At 68.3% G+C, this 15,268-nt stretch carries 16 protein-coding genes; 6 read left to right on the forward strand and 10 right to left on the reverse strand.

Annotated features, from left to right (window positions below; genetic code table 11):
* Positions 1–27: 27 nt before the first annotated feature.
* The 9 genes from ACZ3HV_RS24665 to paaN form a co-directional block, all read right to left on the reverse strand.
* The gene (locus ACZ3HV_RS24665) at positions 28–1,662 is read right to left on the reverse strand and encodes a hypothetical protein (protein ID WP_465687323.1); all 1,635 of its coding nucleotides are present in this window, start codon (positions 1,660–1,662) and stop codon (positions 28–30) included.
* A gap of 177 nt (positions 1,663–1,839) precedes the next feature.
* Positions 1,840–2,733, reverse strand: a complete 894-nt coding sequence (locus ACZ3HV_RS24670) for a carbohydrate ABC transporter permease (RefSeq protein WP_465687324.1) — start codon at positions 2,731–2,733, stop codon at positions 1,840–1,842.
* Positions 2,730–3,629, reverse strand: coding sequence for a carbohydrate ABC transporter permease (locus ACZ3HV_RS24675; protein ID WP_360361426.1), 900 nt, complete (start codon positions 3,627–3,629; stop codon positions 2,730–2,732). The genes ACZ3HV_RS24670 and ACZ3HV_RS24675 overlap by 4 nt, the downstream gene beginning before the upstream one ends.
* A 55-nt stretch (positions 3,630–3,684) precedes the next feature.
* The gene (locus ACZ3HV_RS24680; protein ID WP_465687325.1) at positions 3,685–4,965 is read right to left on the reverse strand and encodes an ABC transporter substrate-binding protein; all 1,281 of its coding nucleotides are present in this window, start codon (positions 4,963–4,965) and stop codon (positions 3,685–3,687) included.
* Positions 4,966–5,170: 205 nt separating this feature from the next.
* Positions 5,171–6,202 (reverse strand): zinc-dependent alcohol dehydrogenase family protein, encoded by a 1,032-nt coding sequence (locus ACZ3HV_RS24685; protein WP_465687326.1) that lies wholly within the window; start codon positions 6,200–6,202, stop codon positions 5,171–5,173.
* 9 nt (positions 6,203–6,211) lie between these two features.
* Positions 6,212–6,730: a flavin reductase family protein gene (locus ACZ3HV_RS24690; protein ID WP_465687327.1), complete on the reverse strand. Its 519-nt coding sequence runs from the start codon at positions 6,728–6,730 to the stop codon at positions 6,212–6,214.
* Positions 6,731–6,743: 13 nt separating this feature from the next.
* Positions 6,744–8,111, reverse strand: coding sequence for a serine hydrolase domain-containing protein (locus ACZ3HV_RS24695; protein WP_465687328.1), 1,368 nt, complete (start codon positions 8,109–8,111; stop codon positions 6,744–6,746).
* Positions 8,112–8,171: 60 nt separating this feature from the next.
* Complete coding sequence (locus ACZ3HV_RS24700) at positions 8,172–8,390, reverse strand: hypothetical protein (RefSeq protein WP_465687329.1); 219 nt, start codon at positions 8,388–8,390, stop codon at positions 8,172–8,174.
* 28 nt (positions 8,391–8,418) lie between these two features.
* Positions 8,419–10,089, reverse strand: coding sequence for a phenylacetic acid degradation protein PaaN (gene paaN, locus ACZ3HV_RS24705; protein WP_465687330.1), 1,671 nt, complete (start codon positions 10,087–10,089; stop codon positions 8,419–8,421).
* 71 nt (positions 10,090–10,160) lie between these two features.
* Between paaN and paaI the strand changes: the two genes are divergently transcribed.
* Genes paaI through paaK form a run of 3 tightly spaced genes read left to right on the forward strand, consistent with a single transcriptional unit; the run spans position 10,161 to position 13,100 of the window.
* Positions 10,161–10,589 (forward strand): hydroxyphenylacetyl-CoA thioesterase PaaI, encoded by a 429-nt coding sequence (paaI, locus tag ACZ3HV_RS24710; RefSeq protein ID WP_360361412.1) that lies wholly within the window; start codon positions 10,161–10,163, stop codon positions 10,587–10,589.
* A complete protein-coding gene (pcaF, locus tag ACZ3HV_RS24715) occupies positions 10,586–11,788 on the forward strand; it encodes a 3-oxoadipyl-CoA thiolase (RefSeq protein ID WP_465687331.1) in 1,203 nt (400 codons plus the stop codon). Before paaI ends, pcaF begins: the two co-directional genes overlap by 4 nt.
* Positions 11,789–11,798: 10 nt before the next feature.
* On the forward strand, positions 11,799–13,100 hold the full coding sequence (gene paaK, locus ACZ3HV_RS24720) for a phenylacetate--CoA ligase PaaK (RefSeq protein ID WP_465687332.1): 1,302 nt from the start codon (positions 11,799–11,801) through the stop codon (positions 13,098–13,100).
* A 9-nt stretch (positions 13,101–13,109) separates the two neighbouring features.
* Here paaK and ACZ3HV_RS24725 read toward each other — a convergent pair whose 3' ends face one another.
* Positions 13,110–13,277, reverse strand: coding sequence for a hypothetical protein (locus tag ACZ3HV_RS24725; protein ID WP_465687333.1), 168 nt, complete (start codon positions 13,275–13,277; stop codon positions 13,110–13,112).
* Between the two features lie 218 nt (positions 13,278–13,495).
* Here ACZ3HV_RS24725 and ACZ3HV_RS24730 point away from each other — a divergent pair, with 218 nt between their 5' ends.
* The 3 genes from ACZ3HV_RS24730 to ACZ3HV_RS24740 all read left to right on the forward strand — a co-directional run bounded on the left by ACZ3HV_RS24730 (position 13,496) and on the right by ACZ3HV_RS24740 (position 15,267).
* Entirely contained in the window at positions 13,496–14,029 is a 534-nt protein-coding gene (locus ACZ3HV_RS24730; protein ID WP_465687334.1) for a DinB family protein, read from the forward strand.
* Complete coding sequence (locus tag ACZ3HV_RS24735) at positions 14,026–14,538, forward strand: DinB family protein (protein WP_465687335.1); 513 nt, start codon at positions 14,026–14,028, stop codon at positions 14,536–14,538. The genes ACZ3HV_RS24730 and ACZ3HV_RS24735 overlap by 4 nt, the downstream gene beginning before the upstream one ends.
* A 102-nt stretch (positions 14,539–14,640) precedes the next feature.
* Entirely contained in the window at positions 14,641–15,267 is a 627-nt protein-coding gene (locus tag ACZ3HV_RS24740) for a TetR/AcrR family transcriptional regulator (RefSeq protein ID WP_465687336.1), read from the forward strand.
* Position 15,268: the final 1 nt, after the last annotated feature.

A 15,268-nucleotide genomic window follows, 5' to 3' on the forward strand; every position in this document is an offset into this window, starting at 1 on the left:
CGCGCCGGCGGGGGGGTGCGCTCGGGGTTAGCGGGGGAGGACGAGGGTGTCGGTGAGGAGTTTGGCGGTTTTGCGAAGGGTGGCTGGGGAGGAGGAGAGGTCCGCCGCCAGGGCGTAGGGGGTCAGGGGTTCGCCGGGGCCGACCAGGCGGTGGCGGTGGGCCAGGAGCCAGACGATGGCTCGGGGCCAGGTGGAGAGGCGGGCCTTGGCCAGGAGGTCGGGGGCGTCGCGGACGAGGCGTTCGGCGATGTCGAAGGCGTCGGGGGCGTACGCGTTGCCGAGGGTCTCGCCGGCCATTAGCCAGGCGTGCGGGGCCAGGACGGACAGGGTGGCGGCTTGGGACTTGTCCAGGCCGTGCAGATCGGGCTGTGGGGGTGAGCCCAGGCCGGACAGCGCCCGGTAGGCGTCTTCCAAGTCGTTGGTGGTGTCGTCGAGGAAGACCCGCTCGCCGGGTTTCGAGCCGATCGGGTCTATCATCGCAGCGGCTTCCAGCGCGGGTGTCCACACGTCCACCGCGTCGACCGCTTCGTCGACGGCGTCCAGCGGCAACTGGGTCCGCTCCCCGGCGAACTCCAGCCACGCCTTCACCACAACCGGCACCGCTTCGAAATAGGTGCTATCGGCAAGCACCTTGCGGGGCAGCCAGTGCGCGAGGAACAGCTCCACCAGTACGGCGCTGACCCGCAACGGACCGCCGACCGTATGGTCCACCGCGTGGTCGATCCACAACCGGACGATGTCCGCGGCGTCCTCCGGCAACCCCACGGCGTACCGCGACTCGAGGAACTCGTCGACCAGCTGATCGCGTTGCCGCGGTGACAGCAACGGCCGGATCGGCGGCCGGATCGGGCGCTCCGGCAACTGGGTCAGCCGGTTCACCAGCAGGCCGGAGAAGAACTCGAAGTCCTCGCTCACCGGCGGATCGTCGTAGTCGTTGGTCTCGCCGAGCGCCTGCAGGATGATCCCGGCCGCGGTCGGCGGGCGCACGGTCCGGATGCTCACCCGGCCGCCGCGCTGGTACGCCTCGAGCACCCGGTCCACCGGCGGGCCGACGAACACGTCCTTCACGATCGCGCCGAGGTTGTTGTCGATGAACACCACGACGGTGTGCGGATGCTGCTCGTCGTCGTAGTCGAGTACGACGCTCAGCCCGTCGCCGGTGATGTCCTCCGACACGATCGCGCTGGTGAGGCGGAACCCGGCGATCCGGGTCACCCACTCCGGCACCTGGGCCTGGGTGCGCAACCGGGACAGATGGGCTCGCTGCAGCGGCAACCGTCCGGCCGGGCCGACCGTGCGGGCCAGGCTCGTCAACAGGACAAAGGAATCCACGTCCCGGCGCTCGCCGAGCACGCGGGCGGCGTCGGCCCAGAAGAACCGCTCCACCTCGCCGATCTCGTCCGGGCGCCCGGCCGGCCACAGCTGGTCGGTGAGCATCGCCGCCGACCGCGCCACCGAGGCTTCGGCGATCACCGGGTGCAGCGCGCGGGGTGCGGCGGCCAGGTCGAGGGTCAGCGTCTCGAGGAGGGTCTCCAGCACGGCGACACTCGGCGTGATGTCGACATCGACACCCGCCGTGGGTCCGTGGGTCGGACCGGGGGTCGAACCGACCAGCCGCAGATGGCTGCGTCGTCCGTCCCGGTCACGAGGAGACTTGGTCACCTCCGTGAGATTACCCGCCACCAGCAGTCCCCCGCAGGCCGCTGCGCGCGTCCTGTGGACAACTACGCTCGTACACCCCGTCACCATCCGACGGCGGCCTGTACTCACCACCTTGGGCACCCACCAACCAATCCCCCGCGGGGAAAGTGGTTGGTGGGTGCCCAAAGTGGAGCTGCGTCAGCCCTTCAGGGCTCCTGCCATCAGGCCGCCGATGAACCAGCGGCCCAGCAGGATGTAGACCAGCAGGGTCGGGAACGAGGTGATCAGCGCACCCGCCATGCTGGCCGCGTAGTCGACCTTCTGACCGCCCGCCAGCGCCGCCAGGCCCAGCGTCACCGGGCCGTTCTGCTGCGTGGTGAGGAACAGCGCGAACAGGAAGTCGTTCCAGACCGAGGTGAACTGCCAGATCAGCGTCACCACGAACCCGGAGATCGAGATCGGCAGGATGATCCGCGCGTACGTCTGGACCAGTCCGGCGCCGTCCACCCGGGCCGACTCGATGATCTCGTTCGGCACGATCGTGGCGTAGTAGTTCCGGAAGATCAGCGTGCAGATCGGGATGCCGTAGATGACGTGCGCGATGATCAGCGTCGGAATTCCCCGGGTGACGTCCAGCTCGGTGAACGTCGTCCGCAGCGGCAGCATCACCGCCTGGTAGGGGATGAACATCCCGAACAGGATGAACGCGAACACGAGGTTCGCGCCCGGGAACCGCCAGCGGGCCAGCACGAACCCGTTCGCGGACCCGATCAGCGAGGAGATGATCGCGGCCGGGATCGCCAGCGACAGCGACCGGACCATGTACGGAGCCAGCACGTCCCAGGCCTTGCGCCACGGCTCCACCGTCCAGATCTGCGGAAGGTTCCACTGCGCCGCGGCGGTGGTGTCACTGGACGTCTTGAAGCTGCCGACCACCACGACGTACACCGGGATGAGGACGAACAGCAGGAACAGCAGCAGCAGGAGGTATTTGACGGACCGGCTCAGCCGGGTCGTCCCATCGGCACCGGTCCGCGGCTTGTGACGGATCGCTGCCGCGGTGGTGCCGGTGGCGGCATCGACGGCGGTCATTCGTTGGTCTCCTGCCGGACGGTGTACGCGACGTACGGGATGACGAGGACGGCGACGACCGCGAGCATCACGATCGCGATCGCGGCCGCCTTGGCCTGGTCGCCGCGCAGCAAGGTGTTCCACAGCAGGATCGAGGGCACCTCGGTGCGGAACTGGTTCGGCCCGGTGATCGCGTAGATCAGGTCGAACAGCTTCAGCGACATGTGGCCGAGGATGATCAGCGCCGACAGCGCGATCGGCGACAGCTGCGGGAACAGCACGTGCCGGTACAGCTTGAACTCCGAGGCGCCGTCGACCCGCGCCGCCTCGCGCAGCTCCGGCGGGATGCCCCGGAAACCGGCCAGGAACAGCGCCATGATGTACCCGGACAGTTGCCAGACCGCAGGTAGGGCGATGGACGCCATCGTAGTCCATCTGCTCCCCGCGGTCCACCACGAATTCTCCAGGAAATGCAGCTGGAGAATCTCGAACAGCCGGTTCAGCCCGCGCGCGTCGTCGCCCTGGGACGGGTTCAGCAACCAGCCCCAGACGACCCCCGAGGCGATCATCGAGATCGCCATCGGGAACAGGAAGATCGACCGGAACACGCCCTCGCCGGTGACCCCCTTCTCCAGCAGCAGCGCCCAGATCAGGCCGAAGATCAGCGTGCCCACGATGAACAGCACCGTGAGCACGCCGAGGTTCTTCAGCGAGTTGAGGAACCGGTCCTCACCGAACAGGTTCGTGTAGTTCTCGAACCCGACGTAGTTCGCCGAGCCCTTACGGGCGGTGTGCCGATCGGTCAGTGACGTGTTGAACGTCCACGCGATCAGCCCGTACACGAAGTACCCGAGCAGCAGCACGGTCGGCAGCAGCACCAGGGCACCGGGTCCCCAGGTGCGGATTCTTCCGTGCATGCTCAGCCCTCCGTCACGACGACAACCACGTCACCGGTCCTCAACTCGCCGCACATCAGCTCGTCTTCATCGCATTGGCGAGCGCTGTCTGCAGCTTGGCGACGTCCGGGCTACCGCTGAACTGGCTGATCGCGGACAGGATGTCGTTGTTCTGGCCCAGGGTGCACGCGGCACCGTGCGCGCAGGACGGGACGATCGTGTCCTTCTTCCAGTCCGCCATCGCGCCCTGCTGGTACTTCGGGTAGTCCGCCGGGTCGGCGTCCGAGCGGGCCGGGATCGAGCCCTTCTTGGTGTTGAACGCCTTCTGGCCCTCCGCCGAACCGACGGTCTTCAGCCAGCACTTCGCCCCGTCGGGGTCCGCGCCGTTCGTCGGCAGCGTGAACGAGTCCGCCAGGAATTGGAAGTTGCCCGCGGTCCCCGGCGCCGGCCAGTAGGTGTACGCCGTGTCCGGCACCTTGTCGGCCAGCTGCTGCGCGGCGACCCAGTCACCCATCAGCGTGTAACCGGCCTGGCCCTTGTTCACGTACCCCAGCGCGTCCGGCCAGTCGATCGCCTCGCGGTCGGCGTTGGTATAGGTCAGCAGCGTCTTGTACTTGTTCAGCGCCGCGGTCACGTTGGCGCCGGCCCAGTCGGTCTTGCCGTCCCACAGCCCCTTGAAGGCGTCCGGCTTCAGCTCGGCCAGCAGCACGGCCTCGACCAGCATCTCCTGGGCGAAGCCCTTGGAGATCGCCAGCGGAGCCTTCACGCCGGCGGCCTTCAGCTTCTCCAGGTCCGCGATCCACGCGTCCACGCTGGCCGGTGCGGTGGCACCGTCGATGTTCGCCTTCTTCAGCACCGCCGGGTTCGCCCAGACCACGTTCGCCCGGTGGACGTTGGCGGGGATCGAGTAGATCTTGCCGTCGACCGTCAGGTTGTCGAGCAGGTTCTGCGGGAAAGCCTTGTCCAGCCCGTAGTCCTTGTACAGCTGGCTGACGTCGTCGACCTGCCCGGCGTTGATGTAGTCCTTCAGCTCCGCACCGGCGTGCGCCTGGAACGTCGACGGCGGCTTACCCGCCTGCAGGTCGTTGGCCAGCACCTGCTTGGCGTTCGCCCCGGCGCCACCGGCGACCGCGGAGTTGACGAACTTGAAGTCCTTGCAGTCGGTGTTGAACACCGAGACCATGCCGTCCAGACCGGCCTTCTCGCCACCGTCGGCCCACCAGGTGAAGACTGTGACGTCCTTGCTCGCGGAAGAGTCCCCGCTGCCGCCGCTGTCGTCGCTGTTCCCGCAGGCGCTCACCGCGAGAAGACCCGCTGCACCCACCAGCGCCAGGGTCTTACTCAGACCACCACGCATGATTCACTCTCCGATCAGTTGATGGAGCCGCCTGTGACAACGATGCCCCCTTGACGGTGCAACTCTGGACACGCCGCGCGCCGAGTGTCAACGCTCCGCGCAGGCGCGTTGCGCAGACGTGACCCCACGCTATTCACTGGTGTGAGAGCGCGCACATTCCACGCCCGATCGGGCACTGTGCGCAGTCCGGTTGCGCGAAACTTTCCTACGGACGCAGGAGAACCTTGATCGCCCGGCGTTCGTGCATGGCTTTGTAGCCCTCGGCCACTTCTTCCAGCGGCAACTCCAGGTCGAACACCTTCCCGGGGTCGATCTCGCCGGCCAGCACGTCGGCCATCAGGGCCGGCAGATACGCCTTCGCCGGCGCCATCCCGCCGGCCAGTCCGACGTTCCGCCGGAACATCGTCCCGAGCGGGACCTCGACCCCGTGCGGCACACCGACGAAGCCGACCGTCGCCCCGGCGCGGGCCACGTCGAACGCGGTCGTCATCGCCTGTCCGGTGCCGACACACTCCAGTACGGCGTCCGCGCCGACCCCGTCGGTCAACTCCAGTACGGCGTCGTGCGCGGCATCACCGCGTTCGGCAATGATGTCCGTGGCACCGAACTCCACCGCCAGCTTCTGCCGTGATTCGTGCCGCGACATCGCCACCACCCGCTCGGCGCCCATCCGCGCCGCCGCGAGTACGCCGCACAGCCCGACCGCACCGTCGCCGACCACGACCACCGTGTCGCCGGCCTTCACCCGGGCCGCACGGGCGGCATGCCACCCGGTGCCCATCACGTCGGAGAGCGTGAGCAGTGCGGGGACGAGCGAGTCGTCCGGCACCTCGGGCGTCGCCACCAGCGTGCCATCGGCGTACGGGAGCTTGACGTACTCACCCTGGCCGCCGTCGGCCTGGTCGCTGCCGAAACCCGCCAGGTTCTGGCAGGCGCTCTGGTAGCCGGCCAGGCAGTGCGGGCAGGTGCCGTCGCTGATCACGAACGGCGCGATCACGAAGTCGCCCGGCCTGACCGTGCTGACCTCGCTGCCGATCTCCTCGACGATGCCGACGAACTCGTGGCCGATCCGGCTGCCCGGGCGGATCTTGTTCTCGCCGCGGTACGGCCACAGGTCGGAGCCACAGATGCATGAGGCAACGACTTTCACCAGCGCGTCGGTCGGACCGCCGATCGCCGGATCCGGGACGTCCTCGAGCCTGATGTCGTACGGCGCATGAATCGTGGTGGCTCGCATGAGTTCACCTTAGATCGTGGTGTAGCGGCCGCGGCGGTGGACCAGGGGTGGGATCTCGTCGGGGGCGAGCTCGACATGGGCGATCTCGAGCTGGACCTGCAGCGCCCAGCCGACCTCCGGCGGATCGGGTGAGAGCAGCGTGCACCCGGCCCACGTACTGACGCCGACCGGGGCGGGGCCCCACTCCGTGTCGATCCAGTCGATCAGGCGGAACGGGCCGCCGGGCGCTGGAGCGACGAAACCGAAGGCGTCCGCGAGCTGTTGATGTGGCGCACCGAGCAGCGACACCACCGCGATCCTTGCCTCACGCAACATTTCCCACAGGTCCGAGTCCGGATCGATCAGTCCGATCACGGACCCGGGCTCGCCGTCGGCGACCAGCATCGACGACACCGTGAGCCCGGCCCGCTTGCCGCCGTACGCCGTCGTCCAGAGGCCGACCGGTGACGGCAGTCGCCCGCGCAACCGCCGTACCGGACTCCGCTCGGACTCGGGCGGCAAGAACGGGTGATCGCCGTGGATCGTCATACCCGCAACTTACTTACCGCACGGTGACCCGGGTGGGCAGGGTGAAGGTGTCGATGGGGTGCGAGAGCAGGCCGCTGGAGCCCCGGACCGACTCGGGCCTGCCGTCGGCGTCGAAGGTGTAGCGGTAGGTCTCGCCGTACGAGCCGTAGCCCGAGCCGCCGGTGACGCGCAGGTTGTCGCCGTCGGGTTCGAGCGTGGTGGGCTCGGCCGCCGGGTCCGGGGAGGTCGGGTCGATCGCGTACAGCCGCCCACCGAGCACGACGATGTCGGTCACGCCCCAGAGGTTCGCGAACCGCCCGGTGAACCGGCCCAGGCCATCGGCAGCGCCGCGGTCCTCGGACGTGGCGAGGTCGATCAGCTTGAGCGCCGCCTCGGCCAGGGAGGTGGCCGGGCCGTCGATCGCGTTGGTCAGCACGGACACCGCGAGCCGGCGATCGCCGTCGACGAAGGTCTTGGTGATGTGACCCGGGTACCCACCGGCGTGACCGAAGACCTCGCGGTCGCCGACATTCGTCACCTGGAGGCCGAGCCCGTACCGCGGCCCGTCCTCCTTGCCGGTCTTCCACAGCGGGTGCTGCATCTCGCGCTTCGACTTGTCCGTGAGCAGCCGGTCGTCACCGGGCAGGTGCGCGGAGAAGTAGGTCACCAGGTCGCGGGCGTTGCCGAAGAACCCGGTCGCCGAAGCCAGGGCCCGGGTGTCGACGTGCTCGATCGGCACCCGCTGGTCGGCGTACGCGAGCGCGCTGTAGCCGACGGCGTACTCACCCAGCCGGGCCGGATCCAGCTCCGGCCCCAGCCCGGACAACCCGAGCTTGTCCACGATCGCGGTCTGGACGTAGGAGTTGTACGACGTTCCCGCGGCCGCCTCGACGACCAGACCGAGCAGGCCGTAGCCGATGTTCGAGTACTTGAAGCGGTCGTTCTCCGGCAGCACGGCCGACGACTCCTGGCGCAGGACCGCGAGCAGCTCGTCACGGTCGGGGAAGCTTGTCTCCAACTGCCACCAGTCGGCGGCCTGGCTGTCCCGGGTAATGCCACCGGCGTGCGCCAGCAGCTCGCGGATGGTCCGCTCACCCAGCGGCGTGTCCACGATCTCAGTGACGTGCTGGGACGCCTTGTCGTCCAGGCGCAGCCGGCCGTGCTCGACGAGCTGGAACACGGCCGTCGCGGTGAACGTCTTCGAGTGCGACGCGATCCGGAACAGGTGCTGCTCGGTCAGCGGTACGGCGTTCTCCACGTCGGCGAAACCGTACGACGCGGAGAACGCGATCCCCTCCCCGGCGTACACGGCGGCCTGGACCCCCGGCACCCGCTGGTAGCGCTGGTTGAACGCCAGCCAGCTGTCGTAGTAGGCAAGTGCCTCGGTCAAGCTCGGTGTCACGGTGGTCTCCTGGACGGGTCGGCGGCTGGCGGTACCACTGTCATATCCTCCGTTTCAGGGTCAGCTCAACGACGCTTCGGCAGCAACTTCAACACCGCGAGTCCCGCGAACAGGAGCGCGAACCCGGCGGCGAGCCGTCACGATCCGCTCGGCGACGAAGACGAGCCCGAGCCCCATCCCCACCTGCTGCAGGGCGTACGGCGCGGTGAGCCGGTTGAGGCGGTGAGCCCGGAGGTTCTCGAGCCCGTGGCGGTCTGTAGTCTTTACGTCAAAACTCACTGTGAGTGCACGATCTCTTTCAGCGAGATCACGCAGTGTGTCGGCGGGACTGAATGACACGGAAGCGACTCGCAACGTAGGCGCCGTCGGTGTAGGTCGCGTTGGCGGCCGGATTGGCGCCGGTGCCGTGGAAATCGCTGAAAGCAGCCGATTGGTTGACGAACACCTGGCCGGTCAGGTTCTCCGACAGTGCGACACCGGCGTCGAGCGCGGCCTCGCGGGCCTCGTCGAGCACCTTCGCGTCGGTGGAGTAGATCCCGGCCGTCATCGCGCCGCCCTCGGTGACGGTGGACCGGAACAGCTCGATCGACTCGGCGGTGTCGGCGGTCTTGACCAGGAACGACACCGGTCCGAAGCACTCGCGCCCGTACACCTCGGCGTCCTTGGCCTCGATGGCGACCAACAGCGGAGTGCGGACCACGGCATCCGGGAAGGCCGGGTGCTTGATCGCGCGCGACTCCAGCACGACCTCGCCGTACTCCGGGGCGAGCTCGAGCCGGCTGATCACGGCCTGGTTGACGATGCCGCCGAGGATCTCGACCGCGCGGGCGTCGTCGCCGAGCAGTTTGCCCATCGCGCCCGCGATGCCGGCGCCGACCTCCTCGAAGGACTTGTGGCCTTCGTCGGTCTCGATGCCGCCGGCCGGGACGAAGATGTTCTGGGTCGTGGTGCACATCTGGCCGGAGTACAGCGAGAGCGTGAACGCGAGGTTCCCGGTCAACGCTGTGAAGGAGTCGGTGGAGTCGATGATGACCGCGTTCACACCGGACTTCTCGGTGAAGACGGTCGCCTGGGTCGCGTTCTGCTCCAGCCACTCGCCGAACTCGCTACCGCCGGTGAAGTCGATCAGCTTCACCTCGGGCCGGGTCGCCAGCGGCTTGGCCAGGCCGTCGCCGGCCCGCTCGACGGCCAGGGTGACCAGGTTCGGATCGAAGCCGGCCTCGGCGAGCACCTCGCGGCACACCTCGACGGTGATCGCCAGCGGCAGGACGGCCAGCGGGTGCGGCTTCACGACCACGGCGTTGCCGGTGACCAGGGAGGCGAACAGGCCCGGCCAGGAGTTCCAGGTCGGGAAGGTGTTGCAGCCGATGACCAGCGCGACGCCGCGGCCGGTGACGGTGAACGTCTTGGTCATCCGGATCGGGTCGCCCTTGGCAGGCTTCTCCCAGACCGCCTCGGCCGGGTAGCGGTTCATCTCCTCGTACGCGTACGCAACCGCCTCCAGCGCCCGGTCCAGCGCGTGCGCGCCGCCGGCCTGGAACGCCATCACGAACGCTTGGCCACTGGTGTGCTGGACCGCGTTGGCCAGCTCGAAGATCCGCTTGTGCAAGCGGTCGAGGATCTCCAGGGTCACCCCGGTACGGACGTCGATCCCGGCCCGGCGCCAGTCCGCGATGCCGTTCTGGGCCGCGGCGAGCAGCTCATCCAGTCCGTCCTCGACCACGCGCGGGTAGGAGACGTCCATGGTGATCCCGTACGGCGACTGCTCGGTGACGACCGTGCCGCGGGTCCCGGGGGTCTCCAGGGCGTACGCCGTACCGAGGTGGGCCTCGAACGCGGTCTTGCCGTCGGCCGCCGCGGTCTCGCCGTACACCCGCGGGCTCGGCGACTCGGGGAAGGCAGAGTGGTACCCGCGGCCGCGGATCGCGGTCAGAGCGGCGTCGAGGCGTTCACGATGAGCGGCGAGCAGATCGGTCATAGTGCGATGTTACAGTCGTTGACGCAACCGGCAATAGAGTGTCACAAGCTTCTTCTCGATGGGGCAGATGGATGGGTGACGGACTGGCGGCGCGGGTGGCCGCGGCGATGTGGGCGGAGGACACCGCCAGCGCCGGCCTGGGTATGCGGCTGGTGGACGTCGCCGACGGTATGGCCCGGATCGAGATGCCGGTGCGCGAGGACATGGTGAACGGGCACGGGATCGCGCATGGTGGATTCGTGTTCTGCCTCGCCGACTCCGCGTTCGCCTTCGCCTGCAACGCCCGCAACCAGGTCACCGTCGCGCAGGCCTGCGACATCGTCTTCGTCGCCCCGGCCCGGCGCGGGGACCTGCTCGTCGCCGAGGCCCGCGAGCGCACGGCGTTCGGCCGGAACGGGATCTACGACGTGACCGTCCGGCGCGGCGACGAGGTGATCGCCGAGTTCCGCGGCCGGAGCCGGCAACTGTCCGGCACGATCATTGGTTCGGAGGATTCATGACGCGTGAGGCCTTTCTCGTGGACGGCGTCCGTACGCCGATCGGACGGTACGGCGGTGCGCTCGCCGCGGTCCGGCCCGACGACCTGGCGGCGCACGCCATCTCGTCGCTGCTGAACCGGCAGGCCGTCGACCCCGCGCTGATCGACGACGTCATCCTCGGCTGCGCGAACCAGGCCGGCGAGGACAACCGGAACGTGGCCCGGATGGCGGTGCTGCTGTCCGGCCTGCCCGTCTCGGTGCCGGGTACGACGATCAACCGGCTGTGCGGATCGGGTCTGGACGCGGTCGCGTCGGCGGCCCGGTCGATCATTGCCGGAGACAACGACATCGTCGTGGCCGGTGGGGTCGAGTCGATGTCACGAGCACCATTTGTGATGCCTAAGGCAACGACTGCCTTCTCCCGGCAGGCCGAGATCTTCGACACCACGATCGGCTGGCGGTTCGTCAACCCGGCACTCAAGGAGCAGTACGGGATCGACTCGATGCCCGAGACCGCGGAGAACGTCGCCTCGGACTACGGCATCTCTCGCGCGGACCAGGACCTGTTCGCGCTGCGGAGTCAGCAGCGGGCAGCCAAGGCGCAGGCCAACGGGCGGCTGGCAGAAGAGATCGTGGCCGTCGACGTACCGGGTAAGCGTGGCGCGATCACCGTCGTTGATACCGACGAGCACCCGCGGGAGACCTCACTCGAAGCCTTGGCTGCGCTGAAGACTCCGTTCCGCTCGCCCGGCACGGTCACGGCGGGCAACGCGTCCGGAGTGAACGACGGTGCCGCCGCCCTGCTGGTGATGAGCGGCGAGGCGGTCGAGCGGCACGGGTTCACCCCGCTGGCGCGGATCGTCGGTACGGCGGCCGCCGGGGTGCCGCCGCGGATCATGGGGATCGGGCCGGCACCCGCCACCCGCAAGCTTCTCGATCGCTCCGGTGTCGCACTGGCCGACGTCGGCGTGATCGAGCTGAACGAGGCGTTCGCCTCGCAGTCCCTGGCCGTACTGCGCGAGCTCGGGCTGCCCGACGACGCCGAGCACGTCAATCCGAACGGCGGCGCCATCGCCCTCGGCCACCCGCTGGGGATGTCCGGCGCCCGTCTCGCCCTCACTGCAGCCTTGGAGCTTCGCCACCGCGATGCCGGCTACGCGCTGGCGACCATGTGCATCGGCGTCGGCCAGGGCATCGCTACCCTGCTCGCCCGTCCGTAGGAGGAGTTTTATGCTCGGTGAGGCTTGCCCCGAGGAACTACGGGACGCCGGTGAGCGGCTGTCCGTCGACGAACTCCGGTCGCGCCAACTGTCGTTGCTACAGGCAACTGTGCGGCGCGCGTACGAGAACGTCCCGCACTATCGCGCCGCTTTGGACGCGGTCGGCTTCAAGCCCGGGGATCTACAGGAGTTCTCCGACCTCAGCCGGTTGCCGTTCACCGCGAAGAAGGAGCTGCGGGACAACTATCCGTTCGGGATGTTCGCCGTACCGCGGTCCGAAGTGGTCCGGGTGCATGCCTCGTCTGGGACGACGGGACGGCCCACGGTGGTTGGGTACACGCGGCGGGATCTGGACAACTGGGCGGATCTGATGGCGCGGTCGATCCGCGCCGCCGGCGGGCGTGCGGGCGATGTTTGTCATGTTGCCTACGGCTACGGTCTGTTCACCGGCGGCCTCGGTGCGCACTACGGAGCCGAGCGGCTCGGGTGCACCGTCGTACCCGTGTCCGGTGGGATGACGGAGCGGCAGGTCGATCTGATCCGGGACTTCGGTGCGCGGATCATCATGGTCACGCCGTCGTACTTCCTGTCGATCGTGGACGAGATGGCCGCGCGGGGGCTGGATCCGCGGGACACGTCGTTGCGGATCGGGATCTTCGGCGCCGAGCCGTGGACCGAGCAGATGCGTACTGAGGTCGAGCAGCGCACCGGGATCCACGCGGTCGACATCTACGGACTGTCCGAGGTGATGGGGCCGGGCGTCGCGCAGGAGTGCGTCGAGACCAAGGACGGGCTGCACATCTGGGAGGACCACTTCTACCCGGAGATCATCGACCCCGTCACCGGCGAGGTGCTGCCGGACGGCTCCGAGGGCGAACTCGTCTTCACCACCCTCACCAAGGAAGCCTTCCCGGTGCTGCGCTACCGCACCCGGGACCTGACCCGGTTGCTCCCCGGCACCGCCCGCCCCGGGATGCGCCGGATGGAGAAGATCACCGGCCGGACCGACGACATGATGATCGTCCGTGGCGTGAACGTCTTCCCCACCCAGATCGAGGAACAGATCCTCCTGGTCGACGGCCTCACCCCTCACTACCTCTGCATCCTCACCCGCCCCAACCGCCTCGACGAACTAACTGTCCAAGTCGAAGCCGCCCCCGACCTGACCGACCGCGCCACCGCAGCCACCAACCTCTCCCGCCGCATCAAGGACCGAGTAGGCGTCACGGCCACCGTCGAGGTCCTCGCCCCCCATGCCCTGGAACGCTCCCTGGGCAAAGCCAAACGAATCCGCGACGACCGCAATATCTGACCCGGCGTGCTACAGGAGGGCTTCGGACCGGGGTACGGCGTGTTTGGTCTTGCGGAAGGCGGGTGCGCGGATGTGCGGGCGGACCAAGGCCTCCACCTCGAAGTCTTCGAGGTGGAACTTGGTGGCTATTTCGCGGTACGAGGCGCCCGTGCGGGGCGCCGTACTCCCTCCGAGCATGCCACCCCCGGATCACTTTGTGCACCCACCGACCGTTTCGTGGCCGGAAATATGGTTGCTGGGTGCACAAGGTGGGGGTGTACGGTGCTCGTGCCGGTGGACGACACCGCCGGCGGCGGAGAGGAGGTGAGCGCGATGTCGAGTCCGACAGTCGTGCTGCCCGTCCGCCGTACCCGCGGCTGAGACCGGGTGGCTCCCATCACCACAGGAGCTTTCGAATGACCGAAGTACAGCGTCCGCCGCTGACCGCCGACGAGCGCGTTCAGCTGATCGGATGGCTCGACCTGCAGCGTTCCTTCGTCCGGATGAAGTGCGAAGGGCTGAGCGAAGAAGACGCCCACCGCAAGGTTCTCGGGACGTCACCGTTGATGACGATGGCGGGAGTCGCCGCGCATCTGCGCTGGAACGAGTGGGCCTGGTTCCAGCTCAACCTGGTGGGCGTACCCGACACCGGCCAGAGTCCGTGGACCGAAGGTGGTCACCCGGACGCGGAGATGTTCGTGGCCGACGTACCCCTCGCCCAACTGCTCGACGAGTATGACGCCGAGTGCACACGATCCAACGAGGCCATCGCCACGCTGTCCCTCGACACGGTCGAGCAAGGCCCGTACGCGGCCAAAGGGGACGCCGCCTCACTGCGCTATATCCTCTGCCACATGATCGAGGAGACCGCCCGCCACGTGGGCCATATGGACATCATCAGAGAGCTCCTCGACGGCCGGACCGGCTACACGAAGCCGGACGAAGCATGAGGCCGCCGCTGACCGCCGACGAGCGGACCCAGTTGACCGGCTGGCTCGACCACCTCCGGTCGCTCGTCCGGACGAAGTGCGAAGGTCTGAGCGAGACCGACGCGCACCGGAAGGTGCTGCCGACCTCGCCACTGATGACGGTGGCGGGACTCGTGGCCCACATGCGCTGGGTCGAGTACTCCTGGTTCACCATGAACCTGCTGGGTACGCCGGACACCGGCCAGACCCCGTGGACCGACGACGGCCACCCCGACGCGGAGATGTTCGTCGACGAGGTACCGCTCGCCCAACTGCTGGACGAGTACGACGCGGAGTGCGCGCGATCCAACGAGATCGTCGCCGGCTTCGACCTGGGCGACGTGGAGCGGGCCGAGGTCCGCGACTCCGGTCAAGCGTCGGTCCGGTACATCCTCTGCCACATGATCGAGGAGACCGCCCGCCACCTGGGGCATCTCGACATCATCCGGGAACTCCTCGACGGCGCGACCGGCTACGAGAAGATGAACTGAGCCTGACCGGGTCGGTCTTCGCGGAGACTGACCCGGTTACAGCTGCGCCGCACGGTGGATAGGATGTCCGACATCTGGCACGGGGTAGCGACAAGAGGTGCGATGAGGGAACCCTCCGTACGCCGTTATTCCGGGCGGTCGGTCGAGGAGTGGAAGGCTGCGCGCCGGGAGCGACTGCTGGCCGCGGCACTGGAGTTGTTCGGGACCGAGGGCTATCCGGCGACCTCCGTGGAACGCCTGTGTACACAGGCGAAAGTGTCCACGCGGCACTTCTACCACGAGTTCCAGAACAAGGAGGCCGTGCTACTCGCGGTGCACGCGCAGGTCATCGAGCTCGCCGTCCGGAGCACTGGCGACGCGCTCCGCGCGACCGCGGACCGGCCGGTCCGGGAGCGGATCACGGCGGCCGTCGACGGGTACCTGCGGACGATCATGACGGACCTGCGCCGGGCCCGGATCTCGTTCGTCGAGGTGGTCGGTACGAGCCCCGCGGTCGAGGAGCAGCGGATCGCGTTCCGGGAGCTGCTGATCGGCAGTGTGCGCGACCTCGGCGACACCGCGGTCGATCGCGGCGAGATCAAGCGCAAGGACTTCCGCTTCCTCGGGCTGGCGTTCTTCGGTGCGGTCAACACCGTCGTCTACGACTGGATGCTGGCCGATCCGCGTCCGCCCGAGCAGAAGGTGCAGACGTCGTTGCGGGAGCTGGCGGTCCAGCTGATCACGAGCTGAC

It is taken from the genome of Kribbella sp. NPDC020701 (assembly GCF_055562215.1).

Bases quoted from the DNA above. Each gene is read 5' to 3' on its own strand.
- ACZ3HV_RS24670 (WP_465687324.1), bottom strand. From the start codon at position 2,733: ATGACCGCCGTCGATGCCGCCACCGGCACCACCGCGGCAGCGATCCGT.
- pcaF (WP_465687331.1), top strand. From the start codon at position 10,586: ATGACGCGTGAGGCCTTTCTCGTGGACGGCGTCCGTACGCCGATCGGA.
- paaI (WP_360361412.1), top strand. From the start codon at position 10,161: ATGGGTGACGGACTGGCGGCGCGGGTGGCCGCGGCGATGTGGGCGGAG.
- ACZ3HV_RS24685 (WP_465687326.1), bottom strand. From the start codon at position 6,202: ATGCGAGCCACCACGATTCATGCGCCGTACGACATCAGGCTCGAGGAC.
- paaN (WP_465687330.1), bottom strand. From the start codon at position 10,089: ATGACCGATCTGCTCGCCGCTCATCGTGAACGCCTCGACGCCGCTCTG.
- ACZ3HV_RS24680 (WP_465687325.1), bottom strand. From the start codon at position 4,965: ATGCGTGGTGGTCTGAGTAAGACCCTGGCGCTGGTGGGTGCAGCGGGT.
- ACZ3HV_RS24740 (WP_465687336.1), top strand. From the start codon at position 14,641: ATGAGGGAACCCTCCGTACGCCGTTATTCCGGGCGGTCGGTCGAGGAG.
- ACZ3HV_RS24735 (WP_465687335.1), top strand. From the start codon at position 14,026: ATGAGGCCGCCGCTGACCGCCGACGAGCGGACCCAGTTGACCGGCTGG.
- ACZ3HV_RS24725 (WP_465687333.1), bottom strand. From the start codon at position 13,277: ATGCTCGGAGGGAGTACGGCGCCCCGCACGGGCGCCTCGTACCGCGAA.
- ACZ3HV_RS24690 (WP_465687327.1), bottom strand. From the start codon at position 6,730: ATGACGATCCACGGCGATCACCCGTTCTTGCCGCCCGAGTCCGAGCGG.
- paaK (WP_465687332.1), top strand. From the start codon at position 11,799: ATGCTCGGTGAGGCTTGCCCCGAGGAACTACGGGACGCCGGTGAGCGG.
- ACZ3HV_RS24675 (WP_360361426.1), bottom strand. From the start codon at position 3,629: ATGCACGGAAGAATCCGCACCTGGGGACCCGGTGCCCTGGTGCTGCTG.
- ACZ3HV_RS24730 (WP_465687334.1), top strand. From the start codon at position 13,496: ATGACCGAAGTACAGCGTCCGCCGCTGACCGCCGACGAGCGCGTTCAG.